Source organism: Acidobacteriota bacterium (assembly GCA_012729555.1).
Taxonomy (GTDB): Bacteria; Acidobacteriota; UBA6911; order UBA6911; family UBA6911; genus UBA6911.
The window spans coordinates 42,651-56,694 of record JAAYCX010000097.1; the positions used below are offsets into that span (position 1 = coordinate 42,651).

General features: G+C 68.6%; 12 protein-coding genes and 1 tRNA gene. All 13 read left to right on the forward strand.

Translation table 11 applies throughout. The annotated features are described in order from the left end of the window. Positions 1-56: 56 nt before the first annotated feature. Positions 57-812 (forward strand): ribonuclease PH, encoded by a 756-nt coding sequence (gene rph, locus GXY47_16870; GenBank protein ID NLV32814.1) that lies wholly within the window; start codon positions 57-59, stop codon positions 810-812. Next, on the forward strand, positions 809-1,432 hold the full coding sequence (gene rdgB, locus GXY47_16875; GenBank protein ID NLV32815.1) for an RdgB/HAM1 family non-canonical purine NTP pyrophosphatase: 624 nt from the start codon (positions 809-811) through the stop codon (positions 1,430-1,432). Before rph ends, rdgB begins: the two co-directional genes overlap by 4 nt. Before the next feature lie 51 nt (positions 1,433-1,483). After that, positions 1,484-1,560, forward strand: a tRNA-Pro gene (locus GXY47_16880). A 191-nt stretch (positions 1,561-1,751) separates the two neighbouring features. Next, positions 1,752-4,583, forward strand: coding sequence for a molybdopterin-dependent oxidoreductase (locus GXY47_16885; protein ID NLV32816.1), 2,832 nt, complete (start codon positions 1,752-1,754; stop codon positions 4,581-4,583). Positions 4,584-4,597: 14 nt separating this feature from the next. Continuing rightward, positions 4,598-6,844 carry an NAD(P)-binding protein gene (locus GXY47_16890; protein NLV32817.1) on the forward strand — a complete coding sequence of 749 codons (2,247 nt, stop codon included), beginning with the start codon at positions 4,598-4,600 and terminating at the stop codon, positions 6,842-6,844. Between the two features lie 5 nt (positions 6,845-6,849). Further along, positions 6,850-7,047 carry a hypothetical protein gene (locus tag GXY47_16895; GenBank protein ID NLV32818.1) on the forward strand — a complete coding sequence of 66 codons (198 nt, stop codon included), beginning with the start codon at positions 6,850-6,852 and terminating at the stop codon, positions 7,045-7,047. Positions 7,048-7,054: 7 nt separating this feature from the next. Beyond that, positions 7,055-7,459 (forward strand): C_GCAxxG_C_C family protein, encoded by a 405-nt coding sequence (locus GXY47_16900; GenBank protein ID NLV32819.1) that lies wholly within the window; start codon positions 7,055-7,057, stop codon positions 7,457-7,459. Between the two features lie 3 nt (positions 7,460-7,462). After that, positions 7,463-8,824, forward strand: a complete 1,362-nt coding sequence (locus GXY47_16905) for a phenylacetate--CoA ligase family protein (GenBank protein ID NLV32820.1) — start codon at positions 7,463-7,465, stop codon at positions 8,822-8,824. Positions 8,825-8,926: 102 nt separating this feature from the next. Continuing rightward, positions 8,927-9,271, forward strand: a complete 345-nt coding sequence (locus GXY47_16910; GenBank protein NLV32821.1) for a 4a-hydroxytetrahydrobiopterin dehydratase — start codon at positions 8,927-8,929, stop codon at positions 9,269-9,271. 31 nt (positions 9,272-9,302) lie between these two features. Then, positions 9,303-10,451, forward strand: a complete 1,149-nt coding sequence (locus GXY47_16915; GenBank protein NLV32822.1) for an aminotransferase class V-fold PLP-dependent enzyme — start codon at positions 9,303-9,305, stop codon at positions 10,449-10,451. A 173-nt stretch (positions 10,452-10,624) separates the two neighbouring features. Continuing rightward, positions 10,625-11,923 carry an MFS transporter gene (locus GXY47_16920; protein ID NLV32823.1) on the forward strand — a complete coding sequence of 433 codons (1,299 nt, stop codon included), beginning with the start codon at positions 10,625-10,627 and terminating at the stop codon, positions 11,921-11,923. Positions 11,924-12,081: 158 nt separating this feature from the next. Beyond that, on the forward strand, positions 12,082-12,291 hold the full coding sequence (locus GXY47_16925; protein ID NLV32824.1) for a ferrous iron transport protein A: 210 nt from the start codon (positions 12,082-12,084) through the stop codon (positions 12,289-12,291). A 7-nt stretch (positions 12,292-12,298) separates the two neighbouring features. Then, positions 12,299-14,008, forward strand: a complete 1,710-nt coding sequence (locus GXY47_16930) for a ferrous iron transporter B (GenBank protein ID NLV32825.1) — start codon at positions 12,299-12,301, stop codon at positions 14,006-14,008. Positions 14,009-14,044: the final 36 nt, after the last annotated feature.

A 14,044-nucleotide genomic window follows, 5' to 3' on the forward strand; every position in this document is an offset into this window, starting at 1 on the left:
ATTCCCCCGGCGCCGCTGGTATCATGAGGTGCCGATGACGGCACGGGGGGAGCGCCATGAGACCAAGCGGCCGCAGCCAGGACACGATGCGCGAGGTGCGCATCGAGATGGACTACACCAAGCACGCCAAGGGCTCGGTGCTGATTTCGGTGGGGGACACCCGGGTGCTGTGCACCTGCAGCGTGGAGGACAAGGTCCCCCCCTTCCTCAACCACATGAACCAGGGGTGGATCACGGCCGAATACGGCATGCTCCCGGCGGCCACCCACAGCCGCTCGGCGCGCGAGGCCGTCCGGGGCAAACAGACCGGCCGCACGGTCGAGATCCAGCGCCTCGTCGGGCGCTCGCTCCGCTCGATCGTCAACCCCTCGCTTTTGGGGACCCGCACCTTCCTGATCGACTGCGACGTGCTCCAGGCCGACGGCGGGACCCGGACCGCCTCCATCACCGGCGGGTTCCTGGCCCTCTGCTCGGCCGTCATCAGGCTGATGGACCGGAAGCTGCTCCCCGCCTCCCCGCTCCTGGACTGCGTGGCGGCCACGAGCGTCGGCATCATCGACGGGGTCGCCTGCCTGGACCTCGACTACCGGGAGGACTCCCGGGCCGAGGTCGACATGAATTTGGTCATGACCGGCGCGGGGCGCTACGTGGAAATCCAGGGGACGGCCGAAAAGACGCCCTTCGGCGAGGATCGGCTCGCCGAGATGAAGCAGCTGGGGCAGCTGGGGATCCGGAACCTGGTCGAAATGCAGCAATCGATCCTGCAGGCCCGGGCGGACCTCGCCCGCCTCTTTCCCCCGCTCCCGGCATGACTCCCGCCCCCACCCTCGTCGTCGCCACCCGGAACGCGGGAAAACTGCGTGAATTCCAGGCGCTCCTCCGGCCGCTCGGGTGCGACGTCCGCAGCCTCGCGGACCTGGGCATCACGGAAGAGGTCGAAGAGAACGGCGCCTCCTTCGCGGAAAACGCGCGCCTGAAGGCCGTCGGTCATTCCCGCCTGGTTCCCTTCCCCGTCCTGGCCGACGATTCGGGGCTGATGGTCGACGCGCTGGGGGGTCGCCCCGGGATCCACTCGGCCCGCTACGCCGGTCCCGGCGCCACCGACGCCGACCGCATCCGCAGGATTCTCCGGGAACTGGCGGCCGTCCCGGGGGCGCCGCGCACCGCGCGCTTCGTCTCGGCCCTGGCCCTGGCCCGCGCGGGGAGGACGCTGCTCGAAGCCGAGGGCTCCTGCCGGGGCGTCATCATCGACCGGGCCCGCGGGACCAGGGGCTTCGGGTACGACCCCGTCTTTCTCTTCCCCGAACTCGGCAGGACCTTCGCCGAGCTGAACGAAGAGGAGAAGAACCGGTACAGCCACCGCGCGCGCGCCGTGCGCGCCCTTCTCGCCACCGACAGCCTCTCCGCACTCATCGGGCAGCCCGCCAATTGATGACTGGCGGCCCGGAGCGAACTGCGTTAAAATACCCGCTCTTCACCCGGTCGGGGCATAGCGTAGCCTGGTAGCGCGCCTGCCTTGGGCGCAGGAGGTCCCCAGTTCAAATCTGGGTGCCCCGACCAATCCCCCTTCAGTGCCGCCCTCCGGGGACCGCGTGCCCCCACCAGGAGCGATTTTTCGTATTTTCGAGTCATTTATTCTCCTATTTTGCGATTTTGGGGTATTATTTTTGGGTCTTTTGCGCTCGATCCGCCCGTAGACGCGACGCCGGCCGCAGGAGGACCCCGACAACAACCGCGAAGAGGATGAAGCCATGAAACTGACAAGACTGACCCTGAAGATCAACGGCGTGGAACGCGCCGCGGTCTGCGATCCCGAAAAAGACACTCTCGCCACCGTCATCCGCCGGCTGGGCCTGACGGGGACCAAGATCGGGTGCGGCACCGGCCAGTGCGGCGCCTGCTCGGTGCTGCTGGGCGGGAAGGTCGTCCGCTCCTGCACCCGGAAGATGAAGAGCGTCCCGGAGGGGAGCGAGATCCTCACCATCGAGGGGATCGGGACCCCGCAACACCTCCACCCGCTGCAACAGGCGTGGATCACCCACGGCGGCGTGCAGTGCGGCTTCTGCTCCCCCGGCTTCATCGTCTCCGCCCACGGGCTCCTCTCCGAAAACCCCTCCCCGAGCCGGGAGGAGGTGCGCGAGTGGTTCCGCAAGCACCGCAACATCTGCCGCTGCACCGGGTACAAGCCCCTCGTCGACGCCGTCATGGCCGCCGCCCCGGTGGTACGGGGCGAGAGCTCCATGGAGGAGATCACCTACCGGGAGTCCGAGGAAAAGGACATCTACGGGTCGGCGCGCCCCAGGCCGACGGCGCTCGTGAAGGTGACGGGCCTGGCCGATTACGGCGACGACATCAAGCTCAAGATGCCCGAGGGGACCGCCCACCTGGCCGTGGTCATTTCAAGAGTCCCCCACGCGAAGATCCTCGGCATCGATACCGAAGAGGCCGAAAAGATGCCGGGCGTGTTCAAGGTGATGACGGCCAGGGACGTCAAGGGGACCAACAACATGGCCTCCCCTGCCGTGATCCCGCGCCAGAAGGGGAAGGGGGTGACCGATTTCCCCGTCATCGCCGGCACCAAAATCAGCCGGCGCGGCGACGTGGTGGCCCTGGTGGCGGCCGACACCGAGGAGCACGCGCGCGAGGCGGCCAAAAAGGTGAAGCAGAACCTGGAGGTCCTCCCCGCCTACATGACCTTCCCCGAGGCGGTGATGCCCAACGCCATCCAGCTCCACGAGAGCCTGCCCAACTTCTACATGGAGCAGCCGGTCTTCAAGGGGAGGGACACCGCCGAGGTGTTCGAGGAGGCCGCCTTCGTCGCCGAGGGGAGCTTCCACTCGCAGCACGAGCCTCACCTGCCGATCGAGCCCGACGTCGTGCAGGGATACTGGGGCGTCGACGGCATGCTGACGATCCAGTGCAAGTCCCAGTCGATCACCGAGTCCCGGGAGGTCGTCTCCATGGCCTGCGGCATCCCGATGGAGAACCTCCGGATGATGCTCAACCACGTCGGCGGGTCCTTCGGGTACTCCACCAGCTCGAACACCTTCGCCCTGGTCGCCACCGCTGTGCAGAACCTCGGCATCCCCTGCACCCTGACGCTCGGCTACGAGGAGTTCAACCACATGACGGGGAAACGGTCGGCCACCTTCGCCAACGGCCGCATCGCCTGCAACCGGGAGGGGAAGATCACGGCGGCCGAGTACGACATCGCCCTCGACCACGGCGCCTACGCCGTCGTCGCCGGCCACATCTTCAACAACCTGGTCTCCGTCGGCTTCCACGGCTACAACATCCCCAACTTCAAGGCCCTGGCCCGCGGCGGGTCGTCCAACCACGCCTTCAACACCGCCTACCGCGGCTTCGGCTCGCCCCAGGTCTACACGACCACCGAGGCCCTCATCGACATGCTGGCCGAAAAGGCCGGGATCGACCCGTGGGAGTTCCGCTACAGGAACGCCGCCCGCCCCGGCGACCTGACCATCAACAGCCGCCCCTACCACGATTACGTCTATCCCGCCATGCTCGAGCGGATCAAGCCCCACTACGACCGCTACAAGGCCGAGGCCGAGGCGGCGCGGGCCGAGGGCCGTCACGTGGGGGTCGGGCTGAGCATGGGAGGGTTCATCATCACCGTCGGCATGTTCGACTCGGCCGAGGTGGCGCTCGAGCTGAACCCCGACGGCACGATCACGCACTGGAATACCTGGGAGGACATGGGGCAGGGGGGGGACATCGGCACCCTGACCCACACGGTGAAGGCGCTCGCCCCCATGGGCGTCACCGCCGACCGGGTGCGGCTGGTCATGAACGACAGCAAGACCTGCCCCGACACGGGGCTGGCCGCCGCCAGCCGCTCCCACTACATGGCGGGCAACGCCACCATCGACGCCGCCGGCAAGCTGATGGACTCCATGCGCAAACCGGACGGCTCCTGGCGCACCTACGACGAGATGAAGGCGGAAGGGATCCCGACAAAACATGTCGGGCACTACGACCAGTTTCACATCGGCCTCCCCCCGGGACTCGACCCCAACACCGGCGAAGGGGAGAAGAACCCCACCTACATGTACGGGCTCAACCTCGCCCAGGTCGAGGTCGACGTCAAGACCGGCAAGACCCGGGTACTGAAGTTCACCTGCGTCACCGACGTCGGCACCATCGGCAACCGGCTGGCGGTCGAGGGGCAGGGCTACGGCGGCATCTCCCACAGCATCGGTTTCGCCCTCAGCGAGGACTACGACGCCCAGGACAGGCACGGCAGCATGGTCGGGTGCGGCATCCCCACCATCGACATGATCCCGGACGACTTCAACCTCATCTTCATGGAGACGCCGCGGCCGGCAGGTCCGCACGGCTCCTGCGGGTGCTCCGAGGTCTTCCAGAGTTCCAACCACATGGCCGTCATCAACGCCATCCGCAACGCCTGCGGCGTCCGCATCTACTCCCTCCCCGCCACCCCCGACAAGGTCAAGGCGGCCTGGGAGGCGCGGCAGCGGGGGGAGGACCTGACGCCGCCGAAGTACTTCCTCGGTTCCGATTTCGAGGATGAACTGGACCTCATCCGGGCCAACCCGCTGTAGAAGGGAGCGGCGCCATGAAGCCCGAGGACGCCCGCGAACACACCGACCGGTGCTTTCGCGGGGAGCCGGCCACCTGCACCTTCGCCTGCCCCTTCAGGATGGACATCCGGTCCTTCCTGGATAAAGCGGCCCGGGGCAGGTGGCCGGCCGCTTACCGGACGCTGCGCGACGCCGTCGTCTTTCCCGCCGTCGTCAGCGTCCTCTGCGACCAGCCGTGCCGGGGGGCGTGCCAGCGCACCCTGCTGGGTGACGAGGCCCTCGAACTCAGGGAACTGGAGGCCGCCTGCCTCCGGAACGTGAAGGAGCGCAAGCCCGAACGCTACGTCATCCCCCCGAAAAAGGAGCGCGTGGCCGTCGTGGGGGCCGGCCCCTCGGGCCTCGCCTGCGCCCTCGCCCTCGCCCAGAAAAAGTTCCGGGTCACCGTCTTCGAAAGGGGGGAGGGGTGGGGCGGCCGGCTCCGGGAACACCCGCGCTTCGCGGAGTTCGACGAGGACATCGGGCTGCAGTTTTCGGCGCTCGAGGCGCAATTCCGATTCGGGGCGGAGGTCGGCGGCCTCGGGGAGCTCTCGGGGTTCGAGGCGGTCTACGTCGCCACGGGCGCAGGGGGGGACGCGTTCGGGCTCGAGAACTCCTGGAACGACCAGCTCCACTCCACGGCCGATCCGAGGGTGTTTCTGGGGGGGGAGCTGTGCGGATCCTCCGTGATGGAGGCGCTGGCCGCCGGAACGGAGGCGTCCCGGTCGATCGAGGTCTTTCTCCAGACCGGCAAGGCGGCCGCCACCTTCGGCCGCTTTCCCCGGGGTTACGGCGGGCACGCGGTGCCTCACGAGGGGGTGCCCCCCGCCCCGGCCGTCCGGCCGGCCGACCCCTCCGGTTACAGCGGGGAGGAGGCCCGGGCCGAGGCCGCGCGCTGCATGCAGTGCGACTGCAACATCTGCATGGAAGCGTGCGAGATGCTCCGGCTCTTCCGCAAGGACCCGCACAAGATCGCGGTCGAGGTCTACACCGACACCCACGTCAACGCCCCCTTTTCCAGTCACACCATCACCCGCGAGGCCTACTCCTGCAACATCTGCGGTTACTGCGGCAGCGTCTGCCCGGTAGGGGTGAACATCGGGCCGCTCCTGCAGCTCTCGCGCCGCGTGCGCGCGAGCGCGGGGGTGCACCCGGCGGCGCTACACGATTTCTGGCTGCGCGAAATGGATTTCGCCGTTTCCGAGGGGGCCTTCGCCTCCCCCCCCGCGGGACGGGAGGAGTGCGCCTACGCCTTCTACCCCGGCTGCCAGCTGGGGGCGTCGAGCCCCGAACACGTGCTGAGGTCGTGGGAGTTCCTCGCCGCGCGTCACGACGCCGGCGTCATGCTGGGGTGCTGCGGCGCCCCCGCCTACTGGGCCGGGGACGACGACCGCCTGCGGGCCAATATCGAGGAAATCGAACGGGCCTGGACCGGGATGGGGCGGCCGGTGCTCGTGTGCGCCTGCGCCACCTGCCGGACCGTCCTGGCCGGTTTCCTCCCCGGCATCCGGACCGTCTCGCTCTACGAGCTCCTGGCCGAAGCGGAGGAGGTGCGGCCCGCGCGCCTCTTCCCCGAGGCGGCGGTCTTCGACCCGTGCGCCGCCCGGGGGGCGGACCGGATGGAAGCCGCCGTGCGCACCCTCCTCTCCCGCTCCGGGGCCGCCTGCGCCGAACTCGCGGAGAAGAACCGCTGCTGCGGTCACGGGGGGCATATCTACCCGGCCAACCCCGCCCTGGCCGAAGAGATCGCCCGAAACCGCGCGGAAGCGGACGCGCGCCCCTATGTCGTCTACTGCGCCAACTGCCGGGAGGTTTTCGCTTCCCGCGGCAAGGCCTGCGCCCATATCCTGGACATGATCTTCGACCTCCCGGTCCGGGAGGGGGTCCCGGGCCTCGACGAAAAGCGGGCGAACAGCCTGGAGGTGAAAAGGGAGCTGATGAAAAGAATAAAGGGCGCCGACTTCGAGGCCCCGTCGCACCCATGGGACACCCTGACCCTGGTCATCGACGGGGGGCTCCGGCGCACCCTGGACCGGAAGCTCATTTCGGCCGTCGATATCAAGGAAGCCGTCTGGCGCGCGGAGTCCACCGGGGACAGGTTCCTCGACGAGGGGACCGGCGCCTGTCTCTGCAGCATGGTGAAGGAGGTGATCACCTACTGGGTCGAATACCGCGGAATCGCCGACGGAACCTTTGAGATCCTCGACGCCTATACGCATCGCATGCGCTTCACCCGGGGGGAATGAGGCCGATGGAAACCGGGAAGAGACATTGGAAATGCGCCCGGTGCGACCGGGAGCTGGTACCGAAAAAGACGGTGTTCACCTACATGGGGCTGACGCTGGCCCACGAGGTCGAGGTCTGCCCGGGCTGCGGCAAGGTCTTCGTCCCCCGCGACATGGCCGAGGGGAAAATGGCGGAGGCGGAACGGCAGCTCGAGGACAAGTGAGGAACCCATGGCATACGACGCCGAAGACATTATTGCCCTGACCGCCAGGGGGTACTGCTGCAGCCAGATCATGGTCAAGGCGGGGCTCGACGCGCGGGGAGAGGAGAACGAGCAGCTGCTCGAAGCGGTCGCCGGGCTGTGCGGCGGACTGCATTCGGGCCTCTGCTGCGGCATCCTGACCGGGGCCGCCTGCCTGCTGTCGCTCTACGACAGCAGCGCCGCGGCGTCCGCCATGATCCCGGAACTGGCGCGGTGGTTCCGTTCGACCTACGGGACGGCCCGCGGCGGCATCGAATGCCGCGACATCCTCGGCGACGACCCCCTCGCTAGGAGCGAGCTCTGCCCGGGGATGATGGCCGAGACCCTGTCCCGCTGCAGGGAACTGCTGGCCCCTTTCGGCTACGAACTCTGACCGATGCCGCGGACGCCGCTCGATGGCTGGATGGCCCGCAGGCTGCGCGCTCACGGGCTGCCGCCCGGAACCGACACCGGGCTGTACCAGTTGGCCCGGCTCAGGGAAACCCTGGATTACGCCCGATCCCGGAGCCGTTTCTACCGCGACCGCCTCGCACAGATAGACAGCGCCTCCATCCGCAGCCTGGACGATGTCGCCCGGCTTCCCTTCACCTTTCCCGAGGATCTCGCCGCCGGGTTCCACGAATTCCTCTGCGTCTCCCCGAGGGAGGTGGAGCGGATCGTCACCCTCGCGACCTCCGGCACCACGGCCCCGCCCAAGAGGATCGCCTTCGCTTCCGAAGACCAGGAACGGACCGTCGACTTCTTCCATCACGGCATGTCGACCTTCACGGACCGGACCGACCGCGTGGTCGTCTTCATGCCGGGAGCGGCCGAGGGGAGCGTGGGGGACCTCCTCCGGCGGGCGCTCGCGCGCCTCGGCTGCGCCGCCGTCGTCTCCGGCCCCGTGTCCGATTACGGGAGGGCGTTCGAAACCCTCCGCCGGTCGGAAGCCACCTGTGTCGTGGGGATCCCCTGCCAGCTCCTGGCGCTCTCGAGGTACGCCCCGTCGCGCGCGCCGGGAAAACCGGTCCGGCCCAGGAGCGTGCTCCTGAGTTCGGACTATGTCTCCCCGGCGGTCGTGCGGGCGCTGGAGGCCGCGTGGGGGTGCACGGTGTACGGCCACTACGGGATGACCGAAATGGGGCTCGGGGGCGCCGTCGAGTGCCGCGAGCGGCAGGGGTATCACCTGCGGGAGGCCGACCTGCTGTTCGAAGTCGTCGATGGCGCAAGCGGCAGGCCCCTCCCGGACGGGGAATACGGCGAGGTGGTGTTCTCCACCCTGACGCGCCGGGCCATGCCCCTTATCCGGTACCGGACCGGCGACGCTTCCCGCATCCTGCCGGGAACCTGTTCCTGCGGGTCCCCCCTCCGAAGGCTGGACCGCGTCCGGGGCCGGATGCGGGAGGCCGTGGGGCTCGAGGGAGGACTCTCCCTGTCGATGGCCGACCTCGACGACGCGCTCCTCGACGACCCCGGCGTGTCGACCTTCTCCGCCGCGATGGAGCGCCGGGGGGGGCGCGATCGTCTCCGCCTCCGGGTGCGCACGATCCGGGGGCCGGCCGACCCGCGCCGTTGGGCGGCCCGGGTCCGCGCCATCCCCGTCGTGGACGACCTGGTCCGCCGCGGCCGCCTGGAGCTCGACATCCTCCCGGGAGCCGCCGCCTTCCCGACGACCGGCACGGCCAAGCGCCGCATCGCCGATCGCAGGGATCCGGCGCGGTCCGCGAAGCCCCTCGACATCCCGCGGTCGGGGCGTTAATGTTTGCTCGCGGGCGCTTTCGCTGTTATTAGGTATTCATGAGCAGTTGTTCGGGACGGCGTGGCCGCCCGCACGGGCGGCCCGCGCCGGGAAAGGAATCCTATGAGCGACGAAAAGCCACTGGCTGAGCGGGAATGCGTCCCCTGCCGCGGGGGGGTACCTCCGCTCGAGGGGGAAACCCTGGCCCGGTACCAGGCCGAACTGGGGGGCGACTGGAAGGTGGTCGAGGACCAGCGCCTGGAAAAAACCTATAAATTCAGGAATTTCAAGGAGGCGCTCGCTTACACCGTGCGGGTCGGGGAACTGGCCGAAAGCGTCGGCCATCATCCCGGCATCCACCTGGCCTGGGGCCAGGTGAAACTCGCCATCTGGACGCACAAGATTTCGGGCCTCTCGGAGGCCGATTTCGTGCTGGCGGCGAAAGCGGACGAACTCTACCGGTCGTGAGCCGGCATCCGAAGGCGGGCAGAGAAAACATATGATCTATCTCGATCACGCGGCGACCTCCTGGCCCAAGCCGCCCGAAGTGCTCCGGGCCATGGCCGCCTTCCTGGAGCGGGCGGGGGGGAACCCCGGCCGATCCGGGCACCGCCTTTCGCTCGAAGCCGGGCGCATCGTCTACGACGCGCGCGAGGCGGTCGCCTCGCTCTTCGGCGCCCCCGACCCGTTGCGGGTGCTCTTCACCCTGAACGCCACCCAGGCGCTCAACCTCGCCCTCTCGGGCCTCCTCGGGCCCGGGGACCACGTGGTCGCCACCGGCATGGAGCACAACGCCGTGATGCGCCCCCTGCGCCACCTCGAAAGCGGAGGGGTGCGACTCACGGTGGTCCCCTGCTCCCGGGACGGGTCCCTGGACCCGGGGAGGATGGCGGCCGCCATCGGCCCGTCGACACGCCTCGTCGTCATGACCCACGCGAGCAACGTCACGGGCACCATCCTGCCGGTCTCCGACGTCGCCCGCGCCGCGCACGCGCGCGGGGCGCTCCTGCTGGTGGACGCCGCCCAGACGGCGGGGGTGCTCCCCATCGACATGCAGTTGACCGGCATCGACCTGCTGGCCTTCACCGGGCACAAGGGGCTGCAGGGACCGCCCGGCACCGGCGGGCTGATCCTGGGAGAAGGGGTCCCCGCCTCTCGGATGGCGCCGCTGGTGCGGGGGGGAACGGGCAGCCGCTCGGAGCACGAGATCCAGCCGGAGGACTTCCCGGACAAGTTCGAGAGCGGCACCCTCAACGGCCCCGGGATCGCCGGTCTGGGCGCCGGCATCCGCTGGGTTCTCGACCGCGGCATCGACGCGCTGCGTGCCCGTGAACTGGAACTCGCGCGCGCGCTCGCGGAGGGGATCCGCAACATCGCGGGGGTCGCCGTCTACGGCCCGGAAAACCCGGAGGAGCGCACATCGATCGTGTCCTTCACCGCGGCGGGGCGCCGCCCCTCCGAGATCGGCCTCCGGCTGGACGACGAGTTCGGCATCCTCTGCCGGGTGGGGCTGCACTGCGCCCCGGCCGCCCACCGCACCATCGGCACCTTCCCGGAGGGGACGGTCCGGCTGGCCCTCGGCGCCGCGACGGGGATGGCAGAGGTCGAGGCCGCCGTCGCCGCCGTCCGGAAGGTCCTGCGCGCCTGACCCCCGCCCGGCGAGCCGGCCCCTGAATCTCCCCACGGAGACTCCGTCTTTTTTATGAGAATTTCGGTATCGTTTGCGCCCGTTTGCGCATACAATATCCCAGCCATGCCGGCGGCCATCCCACGGATCCCCGGCGCCGGACCGGAACCACGAAGCCACGGAGTCTCGAGACCATGAATTACGACCCGCGCGAAACCCTGGACAAGGCCCCTATGGGGCGGCTCCAGATGTTGATCATCTTCATCATGTTCGGACTCAACGGCATCGACGGGTTCGACGTCCTCTCCATCAGCTACGCCTCTCCCGGGATCGCGGCCGAATGGAACCTCGACCGCGCCGCGCTCGGCATGATCCTGCCGATGGAACTCATCGGCATGGCCCTCGGCTCGATCCTGTTCGGCTGGATCGCCGACACCCTCGGGCGGCGCTCCATCTCGCTGCTTTGCCTGGTGATGATGGCCTTCGGCATGCTGATGACTCCCACCTCCGCGAGCGTCGCACAGCTGTCGGCCTGGCGCGTTTTCACCGGCTTCGGCCTCGGGGGACTGCTCGCGGCCATCAACGCGCTGACGGCGGAGTATTCGTGCGTCCGGCGCCGGCACCTGTGCGTCGCGATCATGTCGATCGGCTACCCCGTCGGGGGGATCCTCTGGGGCAAGCTCGCCACCTGGCTGCTGACGCAGTACGAGTGGCGCTCGGTATTCTACCTGGGATTCGGGGTCACGGCCCTGTTCATCCCGGTGGTCTACTTCCTGGTGCCGGAATCGCCCCACTGGCTCGTGCGCAAGCAGCCCCGCGCCGCCCTGGAGCGGGTCAGCCGGGCCATGCAGCGTCTGGGCCACCCGCCCGTGGGCGCCCTCCCCGAGGTGTCGCTCGAAATGCGCAGGAAATCGATGGGCGACCTCTTCTCCCCCGCCCTGCTCCCCATAACCCTGATCGTGACGGTGGCCTATTTCCTGCAGATCACGAGCTATTACTTCATCCTCAAGTGGGTGCCCAAGATCGTCGCGGACATGGGGTTCTCGGCCGCCTCGGCCGGCGACGTGCTGGTGTTCGCCAACATCGGGGGAGCGGTGGGGGGCGCCACCCTGGGCCTGCTGACGCTCCGCTTCGATCTCAGGAAACTCACCATCGCCGTGATGGCCCTGGGGGGGGTGTGCATCGCCCTGTTCGGGCAGATGCCGGCCGATCTGACCGCCATGTCGGCGGTGGCGGTCCTCTGCGGCCTGTTCGGCAACACGGCCATCGTCGGGATGTTCGCCCTGTTCGCCCAGGCCTTCCCCACCCACGTGCGCGCCTCCGGGACCGGCTTTTCCGTCGGCATCGGGCGCGGCGGCGCCATCCTCTCCCCCATCATCGCCGGGTTCCTGTTCCAGTGGGGGTTCAGCCTCCCCGCGGTCAGCATGATCATCAGCACCGGGGCCATCGCCGGGGCCGCCGTCCTCTGCTTTCTCAAGCTCCAGAAGGCCTGACGCCCGGGGCTCCGGGGCCGGGAAGATTCCCCGAAACGGCCGTTGCACTCGCGGGCGTTTGCTGGGAGAATGTTCACCGCGTCCAACACGCCGACGGGGGGGGCGGAAGGCAAAGGAGAGGGTGTATGCAGGAGGGGAACCTGGTGACTGCGGCGGAGATGTCTGACGGGCAGAGTGGGATCGTGACCCGCATCGAGGGGGGCCAGAAGATGCAGAGCCGGCTGGAGGCCCTCGGCATCCGCCCGGGAAGGAAGATCAGGAAAGTGAGTTCCGCTTTCCTGAAGGGGCCCTCCGTGATCGAGGTCGAAGGGTGCTCCATCGCCATCGGGTTCGGCATGGCCAGCCGCATTTACGCCAGAACGGAATAGACCCCTCATGAAGATCCTCCTGGTGGGCAACCCGAACGTGGGGAAGAGCGTCGTGTTTTCGCGCCTCACGGGGGTCCACGTCCTTTCCTCCAACTACCCCGGGTCCACCGTCAGTTACACCAACGGCTTCATGAAGCTGGGGGAGGAGCAGGTCGAAATCACCGACGTTCCGGGCACCTACACCCTGGACCCGACCTGCGAGGCGGAAAAGGTCGCCCGGGAGATGCTGGGGCACGGGGACCTGATCATCGACGTGGTGGACGCCACCAACCTCGAGCGGAACCTCTACCTGACGCTGCAGCTGCTGGAGCGGAACACCCCGGTGGTGGTGGCGCTCAACGTGTGGGACGACGCCCGGCACCATGGGATCGACATCGACCTGGGAAAGCTGGAAGCGGCGCTGGGGGTCCCCGTCATCCCCACCGTGGCGGTCTCCGGCGAGGGAATGAAGCAGCTGGTGGAGGCGTTGCCGCGCGCCGCGGTCCCCGCCCACCCCGCGCGCTCGAGCGCCGAGCGGTGGATGGCCGTCGGGGAGATCGTCGGGCGCGTGCAGCAGGTGTCCCACCGACACCACACCTGGAGGGAACGCCTGGCCGACGCCACCCTCCGTCCCGTCTCCGGGGGCCTCATCGCCGCCGCGGTACTGGCCGGGATCTTTGTCGGGGTCCGGCTCGCCAGCGAAGGCCTCATCGCCCGGGTGATGGACCCGCTCTTCGAGGGGGTCTGGGCCCCGGTGGTCCTCCAGGTCAGCCGGCTCCTCGGGGGGGGCGGGCTGCTGCACGACATCGTGGTGGGGGACCTCGCCGGGGGAAAGGTCCACTTCGTCGAATCGTTCGGCCTCCTCACCAGCGGGCTCTACGTCCCGATCGCCATGGTTTTCCCCTACATCCTCTCCTTTTACCTGGCCCTGGGGCTGCTCGAGGATTCCGGCTACCTGCCGCGCCTGGCGGTCATGCTGGATACCCTGATGCACCGGCTGGGGCTGCACGGGTACGCCATCATCCCCACCATGCTCGGTTTCGGATGCAACGTACCCGGGGTCATGGCCACCAGGGTCCTGGAGAGCCGGCGTGAACGTTTCATCGCGGCCACCCTCATCTCCATAGCCATCCCGTGCGCCTCGCTCCAGGCCATGATCTTCGGCCTGGTCGGCCAGCGGGGGGGGCGCTACGTGCTGCTCGTCTACGCGGTGCTCTTCCTCGTCTGGATGGGGCTGGGGTTCGTCCTGCGCCGGCTGGTGCGCGGTTTCACCCCCGAACTGCTTATCGAGATCCCCCCCTACCGCCTCCCTTCGCCGCGCGCGATCGCGCAGAAACTGTGGGCGCGCGTGCGGGGGTTTTTCGTGGAAGCCATCCCCCTGGTTCTGGGGGCGGTCCTCGCTGTCAACCTCCTCTATTCCTTCGGCCTCTTCGACGCGATCGCCGACTTCTTCGCCCCGGTGGTGACCACGGTCCTGGGCCTGCCCAGGGAATCGGTCGCCGCCCTCGCGGTGGGATTCCTGAGGAAGGATGTCGCCCTGGGGATGCTGGCCCCCCTGGGCCTGACAGCGGGGCAACTGGTGGTCGGGAGCGTGGTGCTGGCGATGTTCTTCCCCTGCATCGCCACCTTCATCGTGCTCCTGAGGGAGATCGGGCTCCGGGGGCTCGCCAAGTCGACCGGCATCATGCTGGCGGCGACACTGGTGACCGGGGGGATACTGAACCTCCTGCTCGATTGAACAAGGGCCCGGAACCGGGCGGAAAGGAGCCGACTA